Annotated in this window: 28 protein-coding genes; 8 read left to right on the top strand and 20 right to left on the bottom strand. The window is 63.2% G+C overall.

Going from position 1 to position 22,813, the window contains the following annotated elements:
* The first annotated feature begins 167 nt into the window (after window positions 1–167).
* Both I554_RS0105380 and I554_RS0105375 read left to right on the top strand, forming a co-directional pair.
* Window positions 168–1,154: an MDR family oxidoreductase gene (locus tag I554_RS0105380; protein WP_024576063.1), complete on the top strand. Its 987-nt coding sequence runs from the start codon at window positions 168–170 to the stop codon at window positions 1,152–1,154.
* 140 nt (window positions 1,155–1,294) lie between these two features.
* The gene (locus tag I554_RS0105375; protein WP_024576064.1) at window positions 1,295–1,837 is read left to right on the top strand and encodes a hypothetical protein; all 543 of its coding nucleotides are present in this window, start codon (window positions 1,295–1,297) and stop codon (window positions 1,835–1,837) included.
* Window positions 1,838–1,869: 32 nt separating this feature from the next.
* Here the strand turns inward: I554_RS0105375 and I554_RS0105370 are convergent, their stop codons facing one another.
* The 8 genes from I554_RS0105370 to I554_RS0105330 form a co-directional block, all read right to left on the bottom strand.
* Window positions 1,870–2,844, bottom strand: a complete 975-nt coding sequence (locus I554_RS0105370; RefSeq protein WP_024576065.1) for a zinc-dependent alcohol dehydrogenase family protein — start codon at window positions 2,842–2,844, stop codon at window positions 1,870–1,872.
* 63 nt (window positions 2,845–2,907) lie between these two features.
* Window positions 2,908–3,483 carry a TetR/AcrR family transcriptional regulator gene (locus I554_RS0105365; RefSeq protein WP_024576066.1) on the bottom strand — a complete coding sequence of 192 codons (576 nt, stop codon included), beginning with the start codon at window positions 3,481–3,483 and terminating at the stop codon, window positions 2,908–2,910.
* 44 nt (window positions 3,484–3,527) lie between these two features.
* A complete protein-coding gene (locus I554_RS0105360; RefSeq protein WP_024576067.1) occupies window positions 3,528–6,209 on the bottom strand; it encodes a DUF2339 domain-containing protein in 2,682 nt (893 codons plus the stop codon).
* A gap of 292 nt (window positions 6,210–6,501) precedes the next feature.
* On the bottom strand, window positions 6,502–7,500 hold the full coding sequence (locus I554_RS0105355) for an NAD regulator (RefSeq protein WP_024576068.1): 999 nt from the start codon (window positions 7,498–7,500) through the stop codon (window positions 6,502–6,504).
* A 96-nt stretch (window positions 7,501–7,596) separates the two neighbouring features.
* Window positions 7,597–8,103: a protein-tyrosine phosphatase family protein gene (locus tag I554_RS0105350; protein WP_024576069.1), complete on the bottom strand. Its 507-nt coding sequence runs from the start codon at window positions 8,101–8,103 to the stop codon at window positions 7,597–7,599.
* 196 nt (window positions 8,104–8,299) lie between these two features.
* Window positions 8,300–8,914: an HD family hydrolase gene (locus I554_RS0105340; RefSeq protein WP_024576071.1), complete on the bottom strand. Its 615-nt coding sequence runs from the start codon at window positions 8,912–8,914 to the stop codon at window positions 8,300–8,302.
* Complete coding sequence (locus I554_RS0105335) at window positions 8,911–9,534, bottom strand: DNA-3-methyladenine glycosylase I (RefSeq protein WP_024576072.1); 624 nt, start codon at window positions 9,532–9,534, stop codon at window positions 8,911–8,913. The genes I554_RS0105340 and I554_RS0105335 overlap by 4 nt, the downstream gene beginning before the upstream one ends.
* Window positions 9,531–10,412: a folate-binding protein YgfZ gene (locus I554_RS0105330; RefSeq protein ID WP_024576073.1), complete on the bottom strand. Its 882-nt coding sequence runs from the start codon at window positions 10,410–10,412 to the stop codon at window positions 9,531–9,533. The genes I554_RS0105335 and I554_RS0105330 overlap by 4 nt, the downstream gene beginning before the upstream one ends.
* Before the next feature lie 141 nt (window positions 10,413–10,553).
* On the opposite strand from I554_RS0105330, the gene I554_RS0105325 reads away from it, so the two are divergent.
* The gene (locus I554_RS0105325) at window positions 10,554–11,888 is read left to right on the top strand and encodes a dihydroorotase (protein ID WP_024576074.1); all 1,335 of its coding nucleotides are present in this window, start codon (window positions 10,554–10,556) and stop codon (window positions 11,886–11,888) included.
* 85 nt (window positions 11,889–11,973) lie between these two features.
* Here I554_RS0105325 and I554_RS0105320 read toward each other — a convergent pair whose 3' ends face one another.
* From I554_RS0105320 to I554_RS0105300, 5 genes are all read right to left on the bottom strand, one after another.
* Window positions 11,974–12,777 carry a transglutaminase family protein gene (locus I554_RS0105320; protein WP_024576075.1) on the bottom strand — a complete coding sequence of 268 codons (804 nt, stop codon included), beginning with the start codon at window positions 12,775–12,777 and terminating at the stop codon, window positions 11,974–11,976.
* A gap of 72 nt (window positions 12,778–12,849) precedes the next feature.
* Window positions 12,850–13,578: a sensor histidine kinase gene (locus I554_RS0105315; protein ID WP_024576076.1), complete on the bottom strand. Its 729-nt coding sequence runs from the start codon at window positions 13,576–13,578 to the stop codon at window positions 12,850–12,852.
* Between the two features lie 26 nt (window positions 13,579–13,604).
* A complete protein-coding gene (locus tag I554_RS0105310) occupies window positions 13,605–13,808 on the bottom strand; it encodes a hypothetical protein (RefSeq protein WP_006019060.1) in 204 nt (67 codons plus the stop codon).
* A gap of 85 nt (window positions 13,809–13,893) precedes the next feature.
* Window positions 13,894–14,190, bottom strand: a complete 297-nt coding sequence (locus I554_RS0105305) for a hypothetical protein (RefSeq protein WP_024576077.1) — start codon at window positions 14,188–14,190, stop codon at window positions 13,894–13,896.
* Complete coding sequence (locus I554_RS0105300) at window positions 14,183–14,452, bottom strand: hypothetical protein (RefSeq protein WP_024576078.1); 270 nt, start codon at window positions 14,450–14,452, stop codon at window positions 14,183–14,185. The genes I554_RS0105305 and I554_RS0105300 overlap by 8 nt, the downstream gene beginning before the upstream one ends.
* A 267-nt stretch (window positions 14,453–14,719) precedes the next feature.
* Between I554_RS0105300 and I554_RS0105295 the strand changes: the two genes are divergently transcribed.
* Genes I554_RS0105295 through I554_RS0105280 form a run of 4 tightly spaced genes read left to right on the top strand, consistent with a single transcriptional unit; the run spans window position 14,720 to window position 16,758 of the window.
* Complete coding sequence (locus I554_RS0105295) at window positions 14,720–15,067, top strand: winged helix-turn-helix domain-containing protein (protein ID WP_024576079.1); 348 nt, start codon at window positions 14,720–14,722, stop codon at window positions 15,065–15,067.
* 16 nt (window positions 15,068–15,083) lie between these two features.
* Entirely contained in the window at window positions 15,084–15,554 is a 471-nt protein-coding gene (locus I554_RS0105290; protein ID WP_024576080.1) for an ArsI/CadI family heavy metal resistance metalloenzyme, read from the top strand.
* A gap of 8 nt (window positions 15,555–15,562) precedes the next feature.
* Window positions 15,563–16,087 carry an arsenate reductase ArsC gene (locus tag I554_RS0105285; protein ID WP_024576081.1) on the top strand — a complete coding sequence of 175 codons (525 nt, stop codon included), beginning with the start codon at window positions 15,563–15,565 and terminating at the stop codon, window positions 16,085–16,087.
* Window positions 16,087–16,758, top strand: coding sequence for an MIP/aquaporin family protein (locus tag I554_RS0105280; RefSeq protein WP_024576082.1), 672 nt, complete (start codon window positions 16,087–16,089; stop codon window positions 16,756–16,758). The genes I554_RS0105285 and I554_RS0105280 overlap by 1 nt, the downstream gene beginning before the upstream one ends.
* Window positions 16,759–17,553: 795 nt before the next feature.
* On the opposite strand, the gene I554_RS0105275 is transcribed toward I554_RS0105280, so the two are convergent.
* The 4 genes from I554_RS0105275 to I554_RS0105260 all read right to left on the bottom strand — a co-directional run bounded on the left by I554_RS0105275 (window position 17,554) and on the right by I554_RS0105260 (window position 19,360).
* Window positions 17,554–17,820 carry a hypothetical protein gene (locus I554_RS0105275; protein WP_024576083.1) on the bottom strand — a complete coding sequence of 89 codons (267 nt, stop codon included), beginning with the start codon at window positions 17,818–17,820 and terminating at the stop codon, window positions 17,554–17,556.
* Window positions 17,821–18,000: 180 nt separating this feature from the next.
* Entirely contained in the window at window positions 18,001–18,378 is a 378-nt protein-coding gene (locus tag I554_RS0105270; RefSeq protein WP_024576084.1) for a TIGR02301 family protein, read from the bottom strand.
* Between the two features lie 44 nt (window positions 18,379–18,422).
* Complete coding sequence (locus I554_RS0105265; RefSeq protein WP_024576085.1) at window positions 18,423–18,851, bottom strand: NUDIX hydrolase; 429 nt, start codon at window positions 18,849–18,851, stop codon at window positions 18,423–18,425.
* Between the two features lie 2 nt (window positions 18,852–18,853).
* Window positions 18,854–19,360 carry a hypothetical protein gene (locus I554_RS0105260; RefSeq protein WP_024576086.1) on the bottom strand — a complete coding sequence of 169 codons (507 nt, stop codon included), beginning with the start codon at window positions 19,358–19,360 and terminating at the stop codon, window positions 18,854–18,856.
* A 121-nt stretch (window positions 19,361–19,481) separates the two neighbouring features.
* Here I554_RS0105260 and I554_RS0105255 point away from each other — a divergent pair, with 121 nt between their 5' ends.
* On the top strand, window positions 19,482–20,258 hold the full coding sequence (locus I554_RS0105255; RefSeq protein ID WP_024576087.1) for an SOS response-associated peptidase: 777 nt from the start codon (window positions 19,482–19,484) through the stop codon (window positions 20,256–20,258).
* Between the two features lie 12 nt (window positions 20,259–20,270).
* Here I554_RS0105255 and I554_RS0105250 read toward each other — a convergent pair whose 3' ends face one another.
* The 3 genes from I554_RS0105250 to I554_RS0105240 are packed head-to-tail and all read right to left on the bottom strand — an operon-like array spanning window position 20,271 to window position 22,795.
* Window positions 20,271–20,876, bottom strand: a complete 606-nt coding sequence (locus I554_RS0105250; RefSeq protein ID WP_024576088.1) for an NUDIX domain-containing protein — start codon at window positions 20,874–20,876, stop codon at window positions 20,271–20,273.
* 33 nt (window positions 20,877–20,909) lie between these two features.
* Window positions 20,910–21,371 carry a GNAT family acetyltransferase gene (locus tag I554_RS0105245; RefSeq protein ID WP_024576089.1) on the bottom strand — a complete coding sequence of 154 codons (462 nt, stop codon included), beginning with the start codon at window positions 21,369–21,371 and terminating at the stop codon, window positions 20,910–20,912.
* The gene (locus I554_RS0105240; RefSeq protein WP_024576090.1) at window positions 21,368–22,795 is read right to left on the bottom strand and encodes an FAD-binding oxidoreductase; all 1,428 of its coding nucleotides are present in this window, start codon (window positions 22,793–22,795) and stop codon (window positions 21,368–21,370) included. Before I554_RS0105240 ends, I554_RS0105245 begins: the two co-directional genes overlap by 4 nt.
* Window positions 22,796–22,813 lie beyond the last annotated feature (18 nt).

The following is a 22,813-nucleotide window of genomic DNA, read 5'->3' as shown; positions in this document are numbered from 1 at the left end:
AGCGATGTGACGGTGGCTGCGGACTTATTTTCGCTGCGGGCACGATCTTCGCCGAAAACCGCTTCCCGCTTCTCGCGGATCACGCCGGAAGGGGCTTGGCAAAGCGGACCGGAGCCGCCAATCAGGGGGCCGGATTTCAACCGCACAAGAAAAGACGGAGAGAAAAGTTGGCAACGTTCAAGGCAGTCAGAATCGACAAGGCTGAAAAGGGCACCACGGCGGCGCTGACGCAGTTCGACGAGGCGGAACTGATGGACGGCGACGTCACCGTCGCGGTCGAATGGTCCACCGTGAACTACAAGGACGGACTCGCGATCACCGGCAAGTCGCCGGTGGTGCGCCGCTTTCCGATGATCGCCGGTGTCGATTTCGCGGGCACGGTTCTGGCGTCATCGCATGCGGGCTGGAAGGCCGGCGACAAGGTCGTCTCGACGGGCTGGGGTCTCGGTGAAACTCATCTCGGCGCCTACGCCGAGAAGGCGCGGGTCAAGGGTGACTGGCTGGTGCGTTTGCCGGACGGCATGACCACGCGCGAAGCGATGGCGATCGGCACCGCGGGCTTCACCGCGATGCTGTCGGTGCTGGCGCTGGAGAAGCACGGCCTCACACCGAAGGACGGCCCGGTGATCGTCACCGGCGCAGCCGGTGGCGTCGGATCGGTCGCGGTGGCGCTGCTCTCCAAGCTCGGCTTCCAGGTCATCGCATCGACCGGACGCGCTGCCGAGCATGACTACCTGCGCGGCCTTGGCGCAACCGAGATCATCGACCGCAACGAGTTGTCGGCACCGGGCAAGCCGCTCGGCAAGGAGCGCTGGGCCGGCGGCATCGACAGCGTCGGATCGACCACGCTGGCGAATCTGCTCTCGATGACGAAGTACGGCGGCGCCATCGCCGCATGCGGTCTTGCCGGCGGTATGGATCTGCCGTCGTCGGTCGCTCCATTCATTTTGCGCGGGGTGTGCCTTTTGGGCATCGATTCCGTGATGTGTCCGATTGGCCCGCGCAAGGCTGCCTGGGAGCGCCTGGCGAAGGACCTCGATCATGCCAAACTTGCTGAAATGACTAAGGAAATCGGTCTTGCCGATGTCTTCGACGCTGGCCCGAAAATTCTCGCCGGCCAGCTTCGCGGCCGAACGGTGGTGAGAATTTCCTGAGGATGTTCAGACTTTACAAACCATGGTGCTCCAATGTTGCCATGGTTGGTATGGTAATCAGCGGGTTAAGGGGTAAACCGCCGGGCGCTCGGCCCGGTGGGTTTTCATGATCCGCAGTTCAGTCAGTTGGAGTAGTCCGCATGCTCGTGCGCATCGTTCTTGGAGCCCTGCTTGCCGGTTCGGTTGCAGCGCCGGTGTTCGCTGAAACCCTGAACGCGGACGAAGCGCGCAAGTTCGTGGCGAACAAGATGTTCGCCTTCACCTGCTTCGACGGCACCAAGGGCGTCGGCAAGATCACCAATGACGGCGCGGCGGCAGGCGCGGTGCAGTTCAGCGGTGCCGGCGAGACCCGTCACATGCGGCTGCCGTCCAACACGCTTCAGGTGCGCGGCCAGCAGATCTGCGCATCGATCAAGGGCATTCCCTTCGAGCCGTGCTTCAACCTGAACAAGACCGACAATGTCAGCTTCCGCGGCTCCGTGTCGGGCATGGGCTTCGCCTATTGCGATTTCCGCAAGCACGGCAATGCGCGCGTGTTCCTCGCGCGCTCGATCTCGCGTCCGCGCTCGCTGCGTGCGCCCGGTGTGACCCAGTCGGCGGATGCAACCCCGCGTGCCGAGGTGCGTCCGGCTTCGGTTCGCAGCGAACCGGCGCTTGAGCTGCGCCGCTCCGCCAGCGAGTAAGCGATGCCGCGCTGAGCGCGGCATCATGGTCTTCAGTTCGGTGTGAGGATGATCTTGCCGCTGAACTTCGCGGCTTTCGCGATGGCTTCCGGAAACTTGTCGAAGCTGTAGGTGGCGGCGACGGGTGCCGTGATGGCGCCAGAAGCGATCATGCCCGCCAGATGCTCGTACATGGGCACCAGCTTGTCGTCGGTTGCGGTCTTGAACCAGTGGCCGAGCCAGAATCCGCGCAGCGAAATGTTCTTGAAGATCATCGGCTGGGCGGGGCCGACAAACGGCTTGCCACTCATCGCGCTGTAGAAAACCAGCACGCCGTCCGGCGCAAGGCAGTTCATGAGATTGGCGGTCGAGGTATCGGCGACCATGTCGATGGCCAGCGGAATCGGCGCCTTGCCGGTCTCGGCTGCCACACGCTTTGCCAGATCCGGCCCATCGACCAGCACGACGTCGCCGCCGAGCGCCTTGATCTCGTCGACGACCTCAGGCCGCCGGACCACGTTCACCGTCTTGATGCCGAGAGATTTCGCGATCGGAATCAGCGCGCGCGCCGTGGACGAATTCGCGCCGTTCTGAATCACCCAGCCGCCGCGCGGTACCTTGACGATATCGGTCAGCAGCAAATAGGCCGTCGCAGGATTGATGCCGAGCATCGACAACTGCTGGATATCGGCCTTCGGCAACGGACGCAGCCATGACGCCGACAGCTTGACCCGCTCGGTCCATGTCGGCTGCAGCCACGGAATGAGAGTCCGGTCGCCTTCCTTGAGGTGCTTGACGTTCGAGCCGACGGCAATCACGCGCGCGACACCTTCGACGCCCATGACGGCCGGCAGCGGCGGCAGATATCCGTAGCGTCCCGCCATGATCAAAAGATCGGTGGCGTTGATCGGGGAGGCTTCGACGGCCGCGATCACTTCATTTGAAGCGGGATCTCCCACATCGGGAATGTCGGCGAGTTTCACGGCTTCGGCGGGGTTGCCGAATGCCTGGAGCTGAATGGCTTTCACGGATGGTCTCCTCGATCTGTCAACTTCATTATGTACTTCAAAGTATATAATGAAGTCGGCGAGTCAAGCGAGCGACGACATCGCAGTCTGGATGGCTGCTCTGACATTGGCCGCGCTCGGCGCCTGACGGGCCATCGCCATCAGCCCGTGATAAACGGTCATCACGAAGTATGTCGCGGTCTTCGGATTGAAATCTCTGGAAAATTCAGCGCGGCCGGCCTCGAGGCGCTGCTGGATCAGGTGTTCGAGCCGCCCGTTGAAACGGCCGATGCTCGCAACCACGTCGGTGTGATCGGTCAGACCTTCCGACGCTGTATTGATCGAAAGGCAGCCCCGCGTGCCCTTGCTGCCCGAACAGGATGGCACGAAGCTGTCCAGCCATTTCGAGATCGCCTCGCGCGCGGATGGTCCCTGCGCCAGCGCCTTTTCGGCCCGCACGATCAGCCTGTCGTGATAGCGGTCGAGCACTTTCAGGAACAGTCCGTTCTTGTCCCCGAAAGCCGCGTAGAGACTGGGCTTGGTCAGTCCGCTCTCGGCGGTGATGTCTTCAAGCGATGTGCCGCGGAAACCTTTGCGCCAGAAAATGTCGCGCGCGATATCCAGAACGTCATCGGGATCGAAGGTACGGGGTCTTGCCATACCTTCTATCTAAGCCTTGGCTCTCTAAACCGCAAAGAGCATGGTCAGGCACCGGCAGCCGGCTCCTGCGCAGGCGGCCGCGTCTGCCTGAACAGGATACGCTGGTACAGCCACCCGATCGCGACCAGAACAAGGCCGAGACCGATGAACGAGAACGCGCGGTAGGCGCCGGTCAGGTTCGACATGTCGATCAGGAACACCTTGAGCACGGTGACGCCGATCATGACAGCCGACGCAAGGCGCGCGCGCTGCGACGGCAGCAGCAGGCCAATGCCCAGCAGCACCACGCCGAACACCAGCCACGCCACCGAATAGGTGTACTGCTCGGCGTCGAAGGTGCGGAAGCTGTCCAGGAACGGCCCGTGATAGAGGCGGCGGATCTCCAGCGTGATCCAGGCCAGGGCAAGAACGAGCGAACCGGCCGCGATGGTGTTGGTATAGGCCGCCGCGCGGCGTCCGGCCACGGCATAGGACAGCAGCAGCGCGAGGATCGCCGGAAGCGCGTAGCCGAGGATCAGCGGATTGATGAACGTGCCTGCGATCTCGATCTTCCAGATCGCCGGGTTCGCGATGAAGAACAATCCGAACAGAATTGCGAGGCCCGCGAACCATGTCAGCAGCAGCGCGCCCGCGTTGTGGATGACGCTGCCAGTGCGGATGCGCAGCCGCTCCAGTCCGATCGCCATCGCCAGTGCGACGCAGACCTGCAGGCCGATCTCGATCAGATCCGACGACCGGCTGTAGATGTTGCCGTTGTTGATATAGTGGCGGATTTCGGTGAAGGCGAGCAGCACCGTGAACAGGATCGCGGCGGCTTCTAGGCTGCGCAGCGGGCCATCGTCGCCGCGGCGGCGCAGGAAGTAAGAGCCGAGCCAGAATGAGGCCGCCGGAATGCCATAGCCAAGCAGCAGCCAGTTGAAGATCGGCGTGGTGCCGAGGTCATTGCCCACGATGCGTGGATCGTGGCCGGTCCGCAGCACCACGATGCCGGCGAGGATCGCGGCAAGCGAGCGCAGGAACGGAATCGGCCGCTTCATGGAGATCCATGCGGTGCCGAGCGACATCAGCGCGAGCGCGATGGTGAGCCAGCCTTTTTCCAGCGCGAACGTAAACGCCAGCGCCAGCGCTGCCAGCGTGCCGGTGGCGAACAGGGCGGTTGCAATCATCTGGCCGGGACGCGTATCGCGCTTGGTCAGGAGTTCGGTCGCCGCGGCGAATGCGCCGGCGACTGCAATGGCGATGATCGCGAACGGGATCGACCGATCCAGATGCGCGATGCGCGCGTAAAGAGCGACCAGCAGTGCCAGCGGTGTGAACACGCCGGCCGCCGCCCAGATCACCGGAATGATCGCGCTGACGGAGCGGCCCTGCGCCAGGAAACCCGCTGCGCCAAACGCTGCGCCGAAACCCGCCGCCGCGATGAGATGCATGCTGATCGAGCCTTCGTCGGCGCGCGTGCCGATGCCGGGCATTGCGCCGCCGGGCATTACGGTGAGTTCTGGATTGGCGCGGATCGCCCATTCGGCAAACACCGCGAAGACGAACAGCGCGGCGGCGCCGATCGTGCCGGTCGCGCTCTCCGCCCGCCATGCAATCGCGAAAGTCGCCGCGACCAGCAGCGCGAACACGATCATCGCCGCATCGGCGTGATTGTGGCCGAGCACCAGCGCCGTGGCGCCGAACAGGAACACCGCGAGCGATATCGACGATACAGGCTCGACCTGGCCTTGATCCGCCGACGGGCCGAACATGAATCCTGCGACCACCAGCACCGCGGCCAGTGCGAAGCTCACAATCATATCGAACGCATGCGGGCCAAGCGTATTGGCACGTGCGATGTCGAACAGCATCCAGAGCGCGCCGAAAACAATCGTGGTGACGGCCAGCCAGCGCCACAGGCGAATGCGTGCAAGGCCGAAGGCGGCTGCAGTGACGATGGAGATATAGATATAGAGCGCCCAGTAGTCCGTCTTGTCCGACGCCACCAGCACCGGCGTCACGAACGCGCCGACAACGCCGAGGCCAGCAAGCGCCGGGCCGTGCAAGAGCGCGGCGGCGAGGGTGCCGAGCGCGACCGCGCCGAGCAGGACGAAGGCGACAGGAGGTGCGAGAAAACCGTAGAGCGCGTAGGATGCATAAACGGTGGCGAATGCGACCGCCGTTCCGGCTGCGGTCAGGATCGCCGGGATGTTGGCAATCGGCAGCGGTGCGATCGACGACAGGCTCTCCTTGCGCCGTGCGAACTCACCGACGGCGAGCAGGCCGAGCGCGAACAGGCCGCCGAGCAGCACACGCACCTCGGGGCCGAGCAGTCCGGCTTCGATGGAATACTTGACCAGGAAGACGCCGCCGAGCGCGAGCGTCAGTCCGCCGACCCAGACCACCCAGCGGGTGCCGATGCGCTCCTCGAAGCCGGGGCCAGCCTGTGCGGCAGGTTCAGCGGGTGTTTCAGGAATGTCGCCGTCCACCGTCTCCCGATAGCGCGATCCGGCTGGCGGCAGCGGCGGCGGAGTCGACGCGGCCCGTTCGGCTGATTCAGGCGTTGCCGTTTCGGGCACGATCGGCGGAGCGATCGGCGCATCCGTTCTGATTGTCGATGGACGCGCGCCGCCCGCGAGCGAGGCTTCGAGCAGGGACAGCCGCGCCTCCATTTCTTTCGAGCGCATGGTCACGTTGCGGGCAATGCCGATCGCGATGATGGCAAGAACGAGCGCAATAAATTCCATCGATCCTCCTTGCGCGATCCGCCTCAGCGAGGGCTTTCGGATCGCGCGAAAAATTCTTTGCCGCTTAGTGGCCTATCAACTTCTGGGGACTGATCCGTTTGAATTGGAATGCCTGTGTCGATACTGGTGTGGCGGGGCTCCCTCTCCCGTGGGGAGAGGGTTGGGGTGAGGGCGTAGAATCTGTCGTGAGAGCGTACGCCCTCACCCGCCGCGCTTCGCGCGTCGACCTCTCCCCACGGGAGAGGTGAGGCTGTACCGATGCCGCGCTCTGGCTCCCCATTCTCACCTCATTCTAGCGTCGTCCCCTTACCCGCAATCCGGGCGCGGGCCGTTCCTGCAATACTTCGCGACGAAAACGAAACAGCGCCGCCGGGCGTCCGCCGGTCTGGGTCGACATTTCGCCGGTCGGTTCGACCAGCGCACCGGCCTCCACCAGACGGCGGAAATTCTGCTTGTGCAAGTGACGCCCCGAGATGGCCTCCACGGTCCGCTGCAATTCGGTTAGTGTGAACTCCGGCGGCAGAAGTTCAAACACCACCGGGCGATATTTCAGCTTGGCGCGCAGCCGCGCGATGGCGGTGGCGAGAATCCGGCGGTGGTCGAACCGCATCGGCGAGCCGAGCGCCGGCAGTGTCTTGCGCGCCAGTGCGGCGGGACGCCCGTCGCGGCGGGATTCCTCGATCAGCCCGGCCTCGTAGAGCAGTTCATAGCGGTCGAGCACACGCTCTTCATCCCACTGCGCCCCAACGCTATGAAAATCATGGGTGCCGAAGTAAAGCCGGACGCGGTCGCCGCGTGCCAGCGCGCGGGCGGTATCCGGCTTTTCGGACTGCGCCGCCCAGTCCTCAAGCGCGGGAAGGATCTCCTTCTCGATCATCGCCGGGCGCTCGTCGCGCCAGTCTTCCCACGGAAAGTAGCGGTACCATGGCTTGAAGGTCGCGCCCGCCACCTGCGGCTTCGAGGTGCTGTCTGCGGCGCGGGTCAGCGCGAGATAGCCGACCGAGGCGACATGGGCGTCGGTGTCGCTGCGCTGGGCATGGCGGCCGCGGTCGCCGAATGTGTAAAGCTGTTCGACATAGCCAAGGCGCAGGCCGGTCTGCTCCTCCACCCATGAGCGCAGGCCGATTTCCAGCGTGCGATGAGCGACCGCGTCGAACGGGCCGAACGGCAAGCCTTCGAGCTCGTCGCCGTCGCCGCCGGAGGCGGTCAGAATCGACGGTTCGTTGCCGTCGATCGACACGATGGCCGCCGTCAGGCCGATCTCGATCGGTGTGAGGACTTTATCGTTCATGATGCAAAAGCCCCGTCATTGCGAGGAGCGCAGCGACGAAGCAATCCAGTCTTTCCGTTGCTATGGATTGCTTCGCTTCGCTCGCAATGAGGGATCTCATTCGAGGTCCACACGGAACGGCCGGCCCTCGATGGTCATGTTGCCCGGACCCATGGCATCGAGCGCGCGGACCATGCGTCCGTCGCGCCCGAGCACCTCGTCCGCCAGCGTGACGATCAGCCGGTTCGGATAGGCGCTCGGCGATGCCGAGCGGATCTGCCGCGCGATGGAGGTTTCATCCCGGTGCGGATTGAGCGCGCAGGCCGCCATGAATGCGCTCGCGGTGGAGCGGCTGATTCCGGCATAGCAGTGAATGACCATCGGCGCGGCGCGATCCCACCTGCGGATGAAAGTCAGCGCCTGTTCGACATGTTCATGCGACGGCGCGACGAAACCCTGTGCAGGCTCGTTGATGTCGTCCATCTGGATGCGCAGATGATTGGCTTCCAGCACCGACGGCGGGCGCACCACCTGGGCGACATTGGCCATCACGGTGAGGATGTGTTGCGCGCCGGTGGCTTCGACGGTGGCGGGCAGGGCGGCAAGCGAGCAGACGTGAATCATGGCGGTCCTTATGTTCCGCACGAGTATATGCCTGCTGTCGCCAAACCGCCATTACAGGATTGGAATTGAAACCGCTGATCTCTCGTTCGTCATGCCCGGCCTTGTTCCGGGCATCCACGTCTTTCGTTGCACTGCGATCAAGACGTGGATGGCCGGGGATAAACCCGGCCATGACGGTGAACATGAATGCAAGCGGTCAGCCTAGCAGCGCCTTGAATCGCGCGAGAAACTGCTTTTCGGCGCGCCCGGCCGACCATGGCGTCACATAGTCTTTTTCGGTCGCCGCAGGCAGCTTGGGATCGCGGCCGAACAGGCGTTTGGCTTCGGCCTGCGCGAAGCCGGCAAGATGCGTCGCTTCGAGATAGGCCGCGCCCATGTCGGCGGCCTTGATCTGCTGCTCGATCTCGGCCGGCAGGGTCGCGGGCAGGCCGAAGCGGATGTGGATCGCCGACAGCAGCCGCTTCTCGACGACCTTGTATGATCCTCCGATCACCGCCTTGAACGGTGAGATCATGTCGCCGATCACGTATTCCGGCGCGTCGTGCAGCATCGCCGCCAGCCGCACACGATGATCGACGCGCGGGGTATGCTGACGCAACACGGCCTCGACCAGCAGCGTGTGCTGCGCCACCGAGAAGATGTGCGCACCGTGGGTCTGTCCGTTCCAGCGCGCAACCCGTGCAAGGCCGTGCGCGATGTCCTCGATCTCGATGTCCAGCGGCGAGGGATCGAGCAGATCGAGACGGCGGCCCGACAGCATCCGCTGCCAGGCGCGTCCCGCCTTGGACGGGGATGGTTTCTTCGTGGTCATTTGGACTTTACGCGCACCGGCTTCTTCAGCTTGCTGCACGTCTCGTGGCAATGGCACGCGACGAGATGGTCGTTGACCATGCCGGTGGCCTGCATGAAGGCGTAAACGATGGTCGGTCCGACGAACTTGAACCCGCGCGCGACCAGCTCTTTCGACATCTTGATGGAAACAGGCGTCGATGCAGGCACCGAGGCCGTGGTCTTGAAATTGTTGATCTTCGGCTTGCCGTCGACGAAGTCCCACAGGAAGGCGGAAAAACCCGGACCTTCCTCCATGATCTTCAGATAGGCCTTGGCGCTGTTGACGGTGCCTTCGATCTTGGCGCGGTTGCGCACGATCCCGGCGTCATTCATCAGCGCGGCGATCTTCTTGTCGCTGTAGCGCACGATCTTCGACGGCTCGAAATCGTCGAACGCCTTTCGGAAGTTGTCGCGCTTGCGCAGGATGGTGATCCACGACAGCCCGGCCTGAAATCCGTCGAGGATCAGTTTCTCGAACAGCGCGCGGTCGTCGTAGTCCGGCACGCCCCATTCGGTGTCGTGATAGGCCATGTAGAGCGGGTCTTCGCCCGGCCATGGGCAGCGCACCAGCCCATCGTCATGCAGGCGCGCGCTTTTCATGCGGAGGCCTGCTTCGGCGCGGCCTTCACGTCATCAGCCGAGACGAGGCTGATCGGGAGCCCGCCTGCGGTCAGCGGCAATCCGGCCTCGAGTGCATCGGCAACGCGGTCGGTGCGCAGCAGCGCGAGGCCCACGCCGTTCGCCGACGAACCCATGGTGCCGACGGCCTTGTCGCCCGCCGTCACCGGCAGACCGATTTCCGGCACCGAACTGCCGAGCCGGACGCGGACCGTCCGCGTCCGGGCGGTGCCGCGATGCTGCATGCGGGAGACGACCTCCTGGCCGATATAGCAGCCCTTGTCGAAATCGACGCCGTGCAGGCGGTCCATGTTGGTCTCGTGCGGGAAGGCGTCGCTGTAGATGAAGTCGACTCCGCCGCGCGGAATGCCGCAGGCGATGCGGTGCGCCTCAAAGGCGTCGCTCTCGGTCACGTCCGCGCCGATGGCGGCCGCTGTTTCGTCGACGAGATCGTCGGGCACGAAAACGCGCCAGCCAAGCTGCGGGTCGCGCGGGTCTTCAAACGCAAGGTCGGGCTTCGTCGCCGGGGCGCCGTCCCACACCGCCATCACGCCGAGCTGCGACGACAGGTTGTCGACGGTGACTTTCTTCCGCAGCTTGTAGAATCCGAGTTTGGTGGCGAAGGTTTGCGCGAGCGCCAGCGGGCAATCGAACACGAAGCCGCCGCCATGGGATTCCGGCGCTTCGGTGACAAGAAAATCCACGATGATCTTGCCCTGCGGCGTCAGAAGCGCGCCGAACCGGGCCACACCGGGCCGCACCAGTTCCACATTGGTGGTGATCAGTCCGTCGAGGAATGCCCTCGCATCTTCGCCGCTCACTTTGACGACGCCGCGGTCGGGCAGAAACGCTGCTTTCATAAGGTTTTCTCGGATATTCCCGGCGTTCTGTGGGGATATGCGCCCCGCTTGGTTGTTACACCGCAACCTAAGGCGCTAAACTGCCGACAACAAGGCCTGCATGGCCTCCATCCAGCCCCGCCACCAGACGAGTTTCGAGCATTGGCCCAGACATTTGATGTGATTCTAAAATCCGGCAGCGTGGTCAATCAGGACGGCGAGGGGGTGCGGGATATCGGCATCTCCGACGGGCGGATCGCGGCGATCGGGTCGCTCGCTGGGGCGAGCGCGGGCGAGGTGATCGACTGCAAGGGCCTGCACATCCTGCCCGGCGTGATGGACACCCAGGTGCATTTCCGCGAGCCGGGCCTCACCCACAAGGAAGACCTCGAAACCGGCTCGCGCAGCGCGGTGCTCGGCGGCGTCACCGCCGTGTTCGAGATGCCGAACACCAATCCGCTGACCGTGACCGAGGAAGCCTTCACCGCGAAGGTGAAGGCCGGGCATCACCGGATGCACTGCGACTTCGCATTCTTCATCGGCGGCACCCGCGAGAACGTCAATCACCTGCCGGATCTCGAGCGCGCGCCGGGCTGCGCGGGCGTGAAAGTGTTTATCGGCTCATCGACCGGCTCGCTGCTGGTGGAGGACGACGACAGCCTGCGCCGCATCTTCAAGGTGATCCGCCGCCGCGCCGCATTTCACGCCGAGGACGAGTACCGCCTCAACGATCGCAAGCATCTGCGCATCGAGGGCGATCCGCGCTCGCATCCGGTGTGGCGCGACGAGGATGCCGCGCTGATCGCGACGCAACGCCTCGTCAATCTCGCGCGCGAGACCGGCAAGCGCATCCATGTGCTGCACATCTCGACCAAGCAGGAAATCGAATACCTGCGCGACCACAAGGATGTCGCTACCTGCGAGGCGACGCCACATCATCTCACCCTCGCAGGGCCCGAAGCGTATGAACGGCTCGGCACCAAGGCGCAGATGAATCCGCCGGTGCGCGATGCAAGTCACCGCGACGGCATCTGGCGCGGCATCGAGCAGGGCATTGTCGATGTGCTCGGCTCCGATCACGCGCCGCATACGCTGGAAGAAAAGGACAAGGTCTATCCGGCTTCGCCGTCCGGCATGACCGGCGTGCAGACGCTGGTGCCGATCATGCTCGATCACGTCAACGCCGGACGGCTGTCGCTTGCGCGCTTTGTCGATCTCACCAGCGCCGGCCCGGCGCGGCTGTTCAACATCGCGTGCAAGGGCCGCATCGCCGCCGGTTACGACGCCGACTTCACCGTCGTGGACATGAAGCGCGAGGAAACCATCACCGACAAGTGGATCGCCTCGCGCGCGGGCTGGACGCCGTATGACGGTGTGAAGGTGAAGGGCTGGCCGGTCGGCACCTTCGTGCGCGGCAAGCGCGTGATGTGGCAGGGCGAGGTCGCAACCCCGTCGACCGGCGAGACGGTGCGGTTTCTGGAGACGCTGAAGGCGTGATCTGAAGAGCTACCGAACAACGCCCCGGCAGCGATGCCGGGGTTTTTGTTTTCGCGAAATCCATCAATCAGGATCGCAAGCCGCCTCACTCAACTTCATCGGTCCAGACCTTGAAGCTGATCAGCTCATTCGGTCCGAATGTCTGTGTGATCGGAACGTCGGACGCGTCGCGGCCCTGCGCGATCAGCACGCGGCCGATCCGCGGCACATTGTTGCGGGGATCGAACATGTGCCAGTGGCCGCCGATATAGGCTTCGAACCAGCCGGCGAAATCTCCCACCCACGGTTTCGGCGTGCCGATGTCGCTGAGGTAGCCGGTGCAGTAGCGCGCCGGAATATTCATGCAGCGGCAGAGCGCGATGGCGAGATGCGCGTAGTCGCGGCAGACGCCCTTGCCTTCGTTGTAAACCTCGAACGCCGTCATGGTCGCGCGCGCATGCTCGTAGCCGAATTTGATGCGGCGATGAACGAAATCGCAGATCGCCTGAACGCGCGCCCAGCCCGGCGCGGTGTTTTCAAACTGCTTCCACGCGATGTCCGACAGGCGATCCGTTTCGCAGTACCGGCTGCCCAGCAGATAGACCAGCGTGTCCGGCGGCAGATCCTCCACCGCGTGCTGGATCGCCGATGTGACGGCGACATCCGGCACGCCGCTGTCGCGGACCAGTCCATCGGCGAAAAGGCGAATCCGTCCCGGCGGCGCGACCATGCGGCTGCACCAGTTGCCGAAAATGTCGCGATAGGGCGTGATCGGCACCGGCGGGGTCGTGGTGAGAAAATCGGGGGTGATGACATCCGACGCGCGCGTGAAGTGCGTGCCCAGCACCATAATCATCGGCGTGGCCTGCGGAAAATCGTAGATCATCTCGTAGCCGACGCGAATCTTGATTCCAGTCACGTGTTTCCAATCATGTGTGTGAAGGTCATCCCGGCATCGATGCCGGGCCTGTTGTTTGACGTGTTAAACCAGTGCGATCACCGGCTCCTGCAACGACGTCACCGGAATATTGACGTGGCAAACGAGACCGGCCGGATCGAAAATCAGCCGCGCCTCGCCCTGAAGCTGGCCGGGCAGCGCCTGCTCGATGAACCGGCTGCCGAAATTCTTCTGCTTCGGTTCGGTCACCGCCGGCCCGCCGCTTTCCTTCCATTCGAGGGTGAAGCGTTCCGCCTCGGCATCGACCGACCATCTGATCGAGACGCGGCCGCCCGGCACCGACAGCGCGCCGTATTTTAGCGCGTTGGTGCAGAGCTCGTGGATGACCATCGACAATCCGACCGCAGGTCCCGATGACACGGCCACGTTCTCGCCGGTGATCGTGAACTGCGCCAGCCCCTCGGTCTGGAACGCGAGGATTGCGTTTTCGATCAGCGAGCGGCAGCCCGCGCCGGTCCAGCTCTCGCGAATGAGAAGATCGTGGGACACGCCGAGCGCGGCCAGACGGCTGGCGATGGTCTTTGCCGCCGCCTCGACGCCGGTGGCTTCGCGCAGGCTTTGCGAGGCGATCGCCGAGGCAATCGCCAGCATGTTCTTCACCCGGTGATGAAGCTCGCCGATCAGGACGGTCTGAAGTTTCGCGGCGACAACATGGGCATGAGCTTCGACACCTGCCTGAATGAGCAGTTGCCGAAGCTGGTCGTTTTCGTCCTCGACGTCGCGCAGCGGGGCGAGATGCCGCTCAGTGCTCATGAATTATCCGGTGTTTCGGCCGCGCCTTACGATTTGCGCTTTGCGACAAGCGGCGGGGGCGGATTCAGTTCCGCGATCTTGAGCAGGGCGTCGGCATGGGTGGCATGGGGACCGGTGACGAACGTCCCGCTCATCTTGGTGGTGTACCATCCCGAAACGACGCCAAGCCGAAGCGCCTCTTCCGGTTTGACGTGCCGCGACGAGAGCTCTTTCGTTGTCATATCAAGCATGCATAGTCCTCCCGTTCCCGCCGAACGTCTCAATGAAGTTTCAGGATCAATCGTTCGCGGAAAACAATCGAGGTGGAAAGAGTAGTCAGCTTTCGCTGTCGAGCCGCGCGAAATCCTTGAGGACCGAGGCGACCAGATCGCGGTGGTGCGTATCGTGGACACCCAGCGTTGCGTAATAGAGATTCAGAATGTAACGCGCCTTCGCCGCCGCTTCGGGCCACGATGTTGCATCCGTGTCGAGCAACTCCGTCTCGATCTGAAGCTGCCGCTCGCGCAGGACGGCTGCGTGGCTCTCGGCGTCGGCGAGAATGCGCCGCAGTCCCGTCGCTTTCTGCGCTGCCATACCGCGCCGGGAATCGAGATCAACGGGATCGTCAGACATTTGGCGCCACCGCGTCCCGATGCTGCGCGTCGGCAAGATCGACCGAACCGATGGCGATCATTTCCATCGAGTGATGATGCGGCGGTGCGCCCGGCACCATGATCATGGTGGCGACGCGCCGAAAGCTCGGAAAGGACAGGCCTTCGATCATTTCTTCGTCGGTCACGATTTCATAAGCGCCAGCCGGAAGCAGGCGTTCAATGCCCTTGATGCGCGCCGGATGTTTGAAGGTGACCGTCTCCCGCCGCGTTCTCGTGATCATGAGAAGCGCTCTGCGGCAACCTGATGGTTTGGCATGAGTTGACTGTGCGCCTTTCCAGCGCGGATAGCTATCGATTTATTGCCCGCAAATCGCGCCAGTTCGCGTGAATAAGGCAGAAGTGACGTTGTCACCGGCGGATTGATCGTCACGCTGAGTCAACGAAGTTTATCGACGTCGAAGGTCCGTCTGATTGCCTTTTTCATCTTATTTCAACAATCATTGAAATATCTCTTGCGCCGGCGAAAATATTTCAATAATCGTTGAAATATGAACAAGCCCGATATCCTCGCGGCGCTGGCCGCCCTTTCGCAAGAGAACAGGCTGGATGCCTATCGCCTGCTGGTGCAGGCGGGGCCCGACGGGATGCCCGCGGGCGAGATTGCCGCGGATCTCGGCCTGTCTCCCAATGCCCTCACGTTTCATCTCGACCGGTTGCGCGAAGCAGGCCTTGTCACGGTTCGCCGCGACGGCCGTTCGATGATCTACGCGGCCCAGTTCGACACCATGAACGGTCTGATCGGATATCTCACCGAAAACTGCTGCGGCGGGGCGGTCGAATGCGCTCCCGCTGTCGCCTGCAAGCCCGTGCGCAAGCGCACCAGGGTATCTGCTTAAAAGAAGGAGCGATCCCATGAAACGTCTGCATGTTCACGTCGCCGTCAACGACCTCAATCAATCGATCGGGTTCTATTCGGCATTGTTCGCCGCGCAGCCTTCGATCGTAAAATCCGATTATGCGAAGTGGATGCTGGACGATCCGCGCGTCAACTTCGCGATTTCGGCGCGGGGCAGGGAAGCCGGGCTCGATCATCTCGGCATTCAGGTGGAGGACACGGAGGAGCTGCAGGAGGTTTACGCACGGCTTCGCGTTGCCGGTGGCGAGATTATCGAGCAGGGCGACACTGCCTGCTGTTACGCGAAGTCGGAAAAATCGTGGATCGGTGATCCGGCCGGAATCTCCTGGGAAACTTTCCTCACCAAGGGTGAAAGCACCAATTACGGCGACGGAACTGGCGAGAACGAGGCGCGTATCGCGCATGAGAAGAAATCGGCGTGTTGTGCGCCGGAGATGAAGCCTGCTGCGGCTTCGGCCTGTTGCTAGAGGCGGCCATGTCTGACCATATCTACAACGTCCTATTCCTTTGCACCGGCAATTCCGCGCGCTCGGTGATCGGCGAGGCGATCCTCAACAGGATCGGCGCGGGCAAGTTCCGCGCCTACAGCGCCGGAAGCCAGCCCAAGGGTCAGGTTCATCCGGAGACCATCAAGCTGCTGGAAAATCTCGGTTACGATACGTCCGGCTTTCGGTCGAAGTCATGGGCTGAGTTTGCCCGTCCCAGCGCGCCCTTGTTCGATTTCGTATTCACCGTCTGCGATAGCGCAGCGGCGGAGTCGTGCCCGATCTGGCCGGGGCAGCCGATGACGGCGCATTGGGGCATTCCCGATCCGGCGGAAGCGACGGGCACGCCCGCCGAGATCGCGATGGCCTTCAAGGAGGCCTACCGGCTGCTCAATCAGCGCATCGCAATTTTCGTTGCTCTTCCAATTCGCTCTCTCGACGAACTCGCTCTCCGCAACAAACTGAAGGACATCGGCGAGATGGACGGCGCCACGAAAGCGCCCGAACGGTCCTGATGCCTTCACTCGCACAACGTGCCTTTGTGGAATGGCTCGGCACGGCGTTTCTGCTGGCGGCGGTCGTGGGCTCTGGAATCATGGCGGAGAAGCTCGCGGGTGGAAACGCCGCCGTCGCGCTCCTGTGCAACACCTTGCCCACCGGTGCGATTCTCGTCGTTCTGATCCTGATCTTCGGCCCGATTTCGGGCGCACATTTCAATCCCGCCGTGTCGATCGCCTTCGCCATGCGCGGCGAACTGCCGTGGAAGACCGCCGCGCTTTACATCGCGATGCAGGTGATTGGCGGGATCGCAGGCGTGTGGGCGGCGCATCTGATGTTTGAACTGCCGCTCTGGCAGTTTTCGGCCACGGTGCGTTCGGGCGGCGGGCAATTGTTCGCCGAGGGTATCGCCACGTTCGGACTGCTGCTGACGATTCTGGGATGCGTGGCGCGTGCGCCGTCGGCGGTGCCTTACGCAGTCGGGCTCTACATCACCTCGGCCTACTGGTTCACGGCTTCGACGTCGTTTGCCAATCCAGCGGTGACAGTTGCGCGTTCGCTGTCGGATACATTCGCCGGAATCGCACCGGCAGGCGTGCTGGCCTTCATCGCCGCTCAGCTTGTCGGCATGCTTGCCGCCGTCGTAGTGAGCGGCTGGCTGTGGAGGCGAACCACAAAGCCAGCGTAGCCCGGATGGAGCATGGCAATTTCCCACCGTCATGCCGGGATGCGCCCCTTGGCGCAGGCCCGGAATCCATGACCGCGAAAATCACCTGAGTGGCCGTGGATTCCGGGCTCGCACGAAGACGCGCGCCCCCAAATGACGGCGGACTCTCGAAACATTTCGTGATGGGGATACGTGTCCCCGCCCTCCAGACCTCTCTTATGTTCGGCGTGTCCCGCCCCGTTGATGAGGGGCGTTTCGCGATCGTCACGATACGCGGGGCGGGATGCGGTGGCGCGGCAGCGTCAGGCGCGAGCAATGGTGACAGGGCGCGTTCCTCGTACAGAGGGCGTGTGAGTCATCCGAGCCAGCGCTGACGAACCACGCTGTGCGCGGGAGTTTAACGTGGCGACACGTTATACGTCCGCGCGTCCGCGCCGGCCCAAGTCGTGTGGTCCTGCGAAATCCGGTCTGCTCTTTTCACCTCCGACCGGAGGAGAAAAGTACCGCGGAGACGACGGCGTCAGCCCGAGGGCGTTGCCGGGGAGAGCACGAAACAAGCCGGAGCACCACCGCGTGCGGAACGCCGGATGCAAACGGCGTGACCGTGGCGACTACGCTCGTGTGCTTTTCACTTTTGCACACGGGGCTGCGGATGCGCTCGCGCATCCGGCGTTCCGCGCGCCCTCATTTTGAGGGAGGAACGAAAAAGAGCTTCGGGCGCCCCCGCGCCGTCATAACAACAGGGGCGATGGCGCGCGTGGTTTATGCGGGTTGTTTGAAAATTGAATCAGGAGCGACGATGGCGAAAGCCGCGTCTTACTGCTTGAACTCGACCACCGAGAATTCGCCGCTGCGGATGCGGCCAGCGAGACCTTCGACGAACTTCGCCACGGCGTCCTCGCCATAGGTGCTGACCAGTTCGGCGAATGCGGCGAACAGGCTGGCCTGCGCCAGGCAATCGCCGTCGACACCGTCGTGACGCGCTTCCGCCCATGCCTCGTTGAGGTAATTCAGTGCCGCCCGCTTCTGATCCTGATCCGGCGAAAATCCGTGAGCGGGCGTCCATGGGTAAGGATGCGACATGAAATCAATTTGCCTGTGGAACGCGTCCGGGCGGACTGCACGTTGAAACTGCACAGAGCATTAGCATGCAGGACGGAGCCCGCGAGCCGGTTCTTTAGGAAAGGTTAACGGCGCGAATTCAAGTTATCGCGTTATTTCAGGCATTCCCCGTCGGGCTGCGGCAGACTGTCCACCGGAAATTTAGTTGGCGTAACGCGCCGTCAGGTCCCGCGAGATTTTCGAGCCTTCTTCGAGGTAGCGGCGGATGGCGACATTCGCGGCGGGGGTGCAGGAACGGTAGGTCTGCTGGAACCCGTTATAGCCGCGGTTGAAGCTTGCGATCATCCGGCTGCGGCGGTCGCCTGAAGGTGTCTCGGCATCGACCAGCGCCTGCATTTCGGCGCGCCATTTCTGGCCTTCATTGGTGCCGCAGATTCCCCGCAGGTAATGCAGGGTGCCGAGGATTTCGGCCAGCCGCTGGAGATCGCCGTCGAACGGCGCAGCCGCGTCCTGGGCCCGGACCGGAACCGGCCCGGCCAGTGCCGCCATCAGGAAAACTGCGAAAATCCGCTTAAGCATGAGGGCCGCATATGCCCGTTCAACGGGCCGGAAGCAAGGCGGAGCTAAAGCCCCATCATGGCCGCCGCCGCCCGGATCGTGTCGTTCAGCCCATGGGTGACCGGCAGGCCGTCCACGGCAGTCTGGGGCGAGAGCCAGCGGGCGTCGTCCAGTTCGTCGTTGAGCGCGACGTCATTGGCGACCCAGCGGGCGGCGAACGGCAGGATGACGAAATGGCCATGGCCGCCGGTGCGGGGCGGCAGCGCCTCGCGGTAGCCGACAAGGCCCACGATCTCGATCTCGAGGCCGGTTTCCTCCCGGACCTCCCGGGCCAGCGCCTCATGCAGGCTTTCACCGAATTCGACCCGGCCGCCGGGAAAGGTGTAGACGCCCTTGGCCGGTTCGCGGGCGCGGCGGACCAGCAGGATCTTGCCGTCGCGGAAAATGCCGGCGCTGACCGCGAGCCGGGGGCCGGTATGGGAAAAGCCGGTCATGGTCAGCGGTTCATGATCTGGTCGATGTCACCGGCATCGCTGCTGCTGCCGTTGATCATGGAGCCTGCCAGGGTGACGAGCGGCTTGACCCAGCCCGCGGCCTGTTCGGCCAGGATGGTGCGGGTTTCGGTATGTCGCACCTGGCGCATGGCGTCTCCAACCGTGGTCAGGATCGAGGTCATGGTGGAGGTGATGTTGTCGAATTCGGCACGGACCGCGGGATCGCTCGAATCGTAGGCACTGATAGCAAGGTCGCGGCCCTTGAAGTTGGAGGCCGCGAAATGCTCGCGATAGCTCATCGGCTGCCAGCCGAGGAAGTCCTCGAAGCACTCGGGAATGTCGGGGATCATTTCCAGCAGCATGATCGCTTCGTTGAAATGATTCAGGTAATCGGTGGCAAGGCCTGTGCGGGGATTGATGTTGGCGTCGCTCAGCAGCTGGGCGCGGGCGGCCATGTCATCGGCCAACTGGGCGTCTGAAGGGCCGCACTCGTCGTCAGCGGGGGACATGGCGTGGAGGGCGGAATGCGACATCGTGCTGGATGTTTGGGCACCGCAGGTTAAAGGTGGCTGAACAAGTTTCGCTTATATGTCATTTTCCACCGCCACGGCTTCATTTCCGAGTCTTTTTATGTGCGGGCGATACCTGATTACATCATCTCCCGAGGCGCTGCGCAGGCTGTTCGGCTACCGCGAACAGCCGAATTTTCCACCCCGGTATAACGTTGCTCCGACCCAGCCGGTGCCGGTGGTGATCCTCGAAAACGGCGTCCGCCAGTTCCGCCTGATGCGGTGGGGCTTTCTGCCGTCATGGGCCAAGGACCCGCGCACGTTCGCCCTCGTCATCAATGCGCGCGCCGAAACCGTTCTCGAGAAGCCCTCGTTTCGCAACGCCATCCGGCGGCGGCGGTGCATACTTCCGGCGGATGGATACTACGAGTGGAAAACGTCGCCTACGCGCAAGCAGCCGCATCTTATCCGCCGGCGCGACGGCGAACCGATCGGTTTTGCCGGAGTTGCGGAAACCTGGATGGGACCGAACGGCGAGGAAGTCGACACCGTGGCCATCGTCACGGCGGCGGCGGCCCCGGAGATGGCGGTGCTGCACGATCGCGTCCCGGTGTCGATTGATCCGCGGGATTTCGATCGCTGGCTTGGAGGCGATGAACTCGATCTCGAGCCCGCGCTGGAGTTGCTGGTCGCGCCGCGGGCCGGGACGTTCGTCTGGCACGAGGTCTCAACCGCGGTGAACCGCGTCGCCAATGACAGCCCGGACCTGATCCTGCCGTGCAGCGACGAGGACATTGCCATCGCCGAGGCCGCGGCCCGCAAGCAACCCAAGGAATCGCAAAGAAAGCTCAAGATCTCCGCACCCGAAGAGGACAACGGGCAGGGCTCTTTGTTTTAGAGGCTCGCTGTTCTAGAGGTGCTTCGCGCCGGTCACGTCGCGAAAAATGTTCAGCGCCGCGTATTGCAGCAGCATGATCGTCTTGGCGTCGACGATGCGGCCATCCGCGATCATGGCGAGTGCCTCGGCGATCGGCAATTCCAGCGTCTCGATGTCTTCGCCTTCGTGGGCAAGGCCGCCGCCGTTTCCGACCTTCATGTCGGACCGATACTCGGCGATGAAGAAGTGAAGTTTTTCGGTGACCGCGCCCGGACTTGTGAAGGCCTCGAAGATCTTCCGGATCGGGCCAAGACGATAGCCGATTTCCTCCTCCGCTTCGGACCGGATGCGCGCTTCAGGCTCGGCATTGTCGAGCGAACCGGCCGGTGCTTCGACCAGCAGGCCGTCATATCCATTGGCATAGGTGGGATAGCGGAACTGACGGATCAGGATCACGGTTTGCTGCGCCAGATTGTAGGGAAGGATCGTCACTCCATCGCCGCGATCGAAGGTTTCCCGGTGCTGTGTCTGCCATTCGCCGCTGGAGCGCCGCCAGTCGAAGGTCGTTGATCGCAGCTTGTACTTGTTGTCGGAGAGCAGGCGGATGTCCTTGATGCGAATGCGGTCGCTCACGCTCATACAGTTGCCCTTAATTCTTGTCGAAAGTCGTGATCACGGCGTCATCGGGCGGCCATCAAGCCACTTTGCGTAGATGACACGCTCCTGCTCTTCATAGTCGAGCGTTTCGTAGAACGCCTGGACGCGTGTGTTGTCTGCACGGACCAGCAACTGGAGTTTCTCGACGCCGCGATCGCGGAGCCAGTCCTCGGCTGCCGTCATGATCGCGCGGCCGTATCCTTTTTCGCGTTGATCAGGGTCCACAGCGACATAATAAACCCAGCCGCGATGCCCGTCGTGCCCGACCATCACAGTGGCGGCGATAGTGTTTCCGTCGCGGGCGACAAGAACGTCCGAATTGGGTTTCTTGCGCGCGCGGTCGAGATCGGCTTGGGGTTCGTTCCACGGCCGCGTCAGTTCGCACCGCTCCCACAACGCGACAATCGCAGGGATATCTGCGTCCTCGGCGGTGGTGACCGCGAAGCTGCTCTTTGGCGCGGCCGATGATTCCGTCACAGCACCTTGCCGGGGTTCATGATATTCAATGGATCGAGTAGATGTTTGATCGACCGCATGATGTCGAGCGCAACGGGATCTTTGACATGCGGCAGCTCATCGCGCTTCAGCACACCGATGCCATGCTCGGCGGAAATCGATCCGCCGTGCTTTGCAACGACCGCATGCACCGCATCGTTCATGTCGTGCCAGCGCGCGAGATATTCCGCCATGTCGGCTCCGATCGGCTGGCTCACATTGTAATGGATATTGCCGTCGCCAAGATGACCGAACGCAAACGGGCGGGCGCCGGGGATGAGTTGGGTCACAGCGGCGTCGGCTTCGCGCAGAAATTCCGGAACGGCGGCGACGGGGACGGAGATGTCGTGCTTGATCGAGCCGCCTTCGGGCTTCTGCGCCGGCGAAATGACCTCGCGCAGTTTCCAGAACGCGTTGCGCTGATCCAAGTTCGCGGCGATCACTGCGTCGTTCACGATACCGTCCTCCATGCCCTTGCCGAGGATCGCTTCGATGGTGTCGCGGGCATCGTCGCGCGGTGATGAAATTTCCATCAGCACGTACCACGGATGCCGGCCCTCCAGCGGCGCGCGGATCGAAGGGCCGTGCTTGACCACGAAGTCGATGGCGATCTGCGGGATCAGTTCGAAGCTGGTCAGGCTTCCGGCGGCGATGCTGCGGGATATGTCGAGCAGCGTGAGCGCATCTTCCGGCGAGACAATGGCAGCGAACGCGGTCTCGACGGAACGCGGCTTCGGAAACATCTTCAGCGTCGCAGCGGTGATAATGCCGAGCGTGCCCTCTGCGCCAATGAAGAGATCACGCAGGTCGTAGCCCGTGTTGTCTTTCTTCAGGCTCGACAGGCCATGCATGATGCGCCCGTCCGCGAGAACGACTTCGAGCCCGAGCACGAGATCGCGGGCGACGCCGTAAGCCAGCGCGGCGATGCCACCGGCGTTGGTGGAAAGGTTGCCGCCGATGGTGCAGCTTCCTTCCGCGCCGAGCGAGAGCGGAAACAGCCGGTCGGCATCGGTCGCGCGCTGCTGTGCATTCGCGAGGATCACGCCAGCCTCGACGGTCATCGCGTTGGACTGCGTATCGACGGCGCGGATATTGTCGAGACGCCGTGTCGAGATCACCACTTCGCCATTGTGCGGCGTCTGGCCGCCGACGAGGCCCGTGTTACCGCCCTGCGGCACCAGCGCGGTTCTCGTCTCGGTGGCGAGCTTGCAGATCGCGGAGACTTCCGCGGTCGAGCCCGGACGAAGGACCAGCGGTGAGTGGCCTTGAAACAGCCCACGCTCTTCGGTGAGGTAGGGGGCGGCGTCGTGCGGATCGGTCACCGCATACTTCTCGCCAACGATCGCGGCAAAGCGCGCCAGCAATTCGGGCGACAGAACGGTGGGCGGTGGCTGCACGATATTCATCTTTGTTCTTCTTTGTTG

Source organism: Afipia sp. OHSU_II-C1 (genome assembly GCF_000497575.1).
Classification (GTDB): domain Bacteria; phylum Pseudomonadota; class Alphaproteobacteria; order Rhizobiales; family Xanthobacteraceae; genus Afipia.
This window is presented reverse-complemented; position numbering and strand designations above follow the sequence as displayed.

What these genes read in the sequence shown, in the direction of transcription:
- I554_RS0105375 (WP_024576064.1), top strand. Translation starts at nt 1,295, where the DNA reads ATGCTCGTGCGCATCGTTCTTGGAGCCCTGCTTGCCGGTTCGGTTGCA.
- I554_RS0105365 (WP_024576066.1), bottom strand. Translation starts at nt 3,483, where the DNA reads ATGGCAAGACCCCGTACCTTCGATCCCGATGACGTTCTGGATATCGCG.
- I554_RS0105360 (WP_024576067.1), bottom strand. Translation starts at nt 6,209, where the DNA reads ATGGAATTTATTGCGCTCGTTCTTGCCATCATCGCGATCGGCATTGCC.
- I554_RS0105355 (WP_024576068.1), bottom strand. Translation starts at nt 7,500, where the DNA reads ATGAACGATAAAGTCCTCACACCGATCGAGATCGGCCTGACGGCGGCC.
- I554_RS0105350 (WP_024576069.1), bottom strand. Translation starts at nt 8,103, where the DNA reads ATGATTCACGTCTGCTCGCTTGCCGCCCTGCCCGCCACCGTCGAAGCC.
- I554_RS0105340 (WP_024576071.1), bottom strand. Translation starts at nt 8,914, where the DNA reads ATGACCACGAAGAAACCATCCCCGTCCAAGGCGGGACGCGCCTGGCAG.
- I554_RS0105335 (WP_024576072.1), bottom strand. Translation starts at nt 9,534, where the DNA reads ATGAAAAGCGCGCGCCTGCATGACGATGGGCTGGTGCGCTGCCCATGG.
- I554_RS0105330 (WP_024576073.1), bottom strand. Translation starts at nt 10,412, where the DNA reads ATGAAAGCAGCGTTTCTGCCCGACCGCGGCGTCGTCAAAGTGAGCGGC.
- I554_RS0105315 (WP_024576076.1), bottom strand. Translation starts at nt 13,578, where the DNA reads ATGAGCACTGAGCGGCATCTCGCCCCGCTGCGCGACGTCGAGGACGAA.
- I554_RS0105310 (WP_006019060.1), bottom strand. Translation starts at nt 13,808, where the DNA reads ATGCTTGATATGACAACGAAAGAGCTCTCGTCGCGGCACGTCAAACCG.
- I554_RS0105305 (WP_024576077.1), bottom strand. Translation starts at nt 14,190, where the DNA reads ATGTCTGACGATCCCGTTGATCTCGATTCCCGGCGCGGTATGGCAGCG.
- I554_RS0105300 (WP_024576078.1), bottom strand. Translation starts at nt 14,452, where the DNA reads ATGATCACGAGAACGCGGCGGGAGACGGTCACCTTCAAACATCCGGCG.
- I554_RS0105295 (WP_024576079.1), top strand. Translation starts at nt 14,720, where the DNA reads ATGAACAAGCCCGATATCCTCGCGGCGCTGGCCGCCCTTTCGCAAGAG.
- I554_RS0105290 (WP_024576080.1), top strand. Translation starts at nt 15,084, where the DNA reads ATGAAACGTCTGCATGTTCACGTCGCCGTCAACGACCTCAATCAATCG.
- I554_RS0105285 (WP_024576081.1), top strand. Translation starts at nt 15,563, where the DNA reads ATGTCTGACCATATCTACAACGTCCTATTCCTTTGCACCGGCAATTCC.
- I554_RS0105280 (WP_024576082.1), top strand. Translation starts at nt 16,087, where the DNA reads ATGCCTTCACTCGCACAACGTGCCTTTGTGGAATGGCTCGGCACGGCG.
- I554_RS0105275 (WP_024576083.1), bottom strand. Translation starts at nt 17,820, where the DNA reads ATGTCGCATCCTTACCCATGGACGCCCGCTCACGGATTTTCGCCGGAT.
- I554_RS0105270 (WP_024576084.1), bottom strand. Translation starts at nt 18,378, where the DNA reads ATGCTTAAGCGGATTTTCGCAGTTTTCCTGATGGCGGCACTGGCCGGG.
- I554_RS0105265 (WP_024576085.1), bottom strand. Translation starts at nt 18,851, where the DNA reads ATGACCGGCTTTTCCCATACCGGCCCCCGGCTCGCGGTCAGCGCCGGC.
- I554_RS0105260 (WP_024576086.1), bottom strand. Translation starts at nt 19,360, where the DNA reads ATGTCCCCCGCTGACGACGAGTGCGGCCCTTCAGACGCCCAGTTGGCC.
- I554_RS0105255 (WP_024576087.1), top strand. Translation starts at nt 19,482, where the DNA reads ATGTGCGGGCGATACCTGATTACATCATCTCCCGAGGCGCTGCGCAGG.
- I554_RS0105250 (WP_024576088.1), bottom strand. Translation starts at nt 20,876, where the DNA reads ATGAGCGTGAGCGACCGCATTCGCATCAAGGACATCCGCCTGCTCTCC.
- I554_RS0105240 (WP_024576090.1), bottom strand. Translation starts at nt 22,795, where the DNA reads ATGAATATCGTGCAGCCACCGCCCACCGTTCTGTCGCCCGAATTGCTG.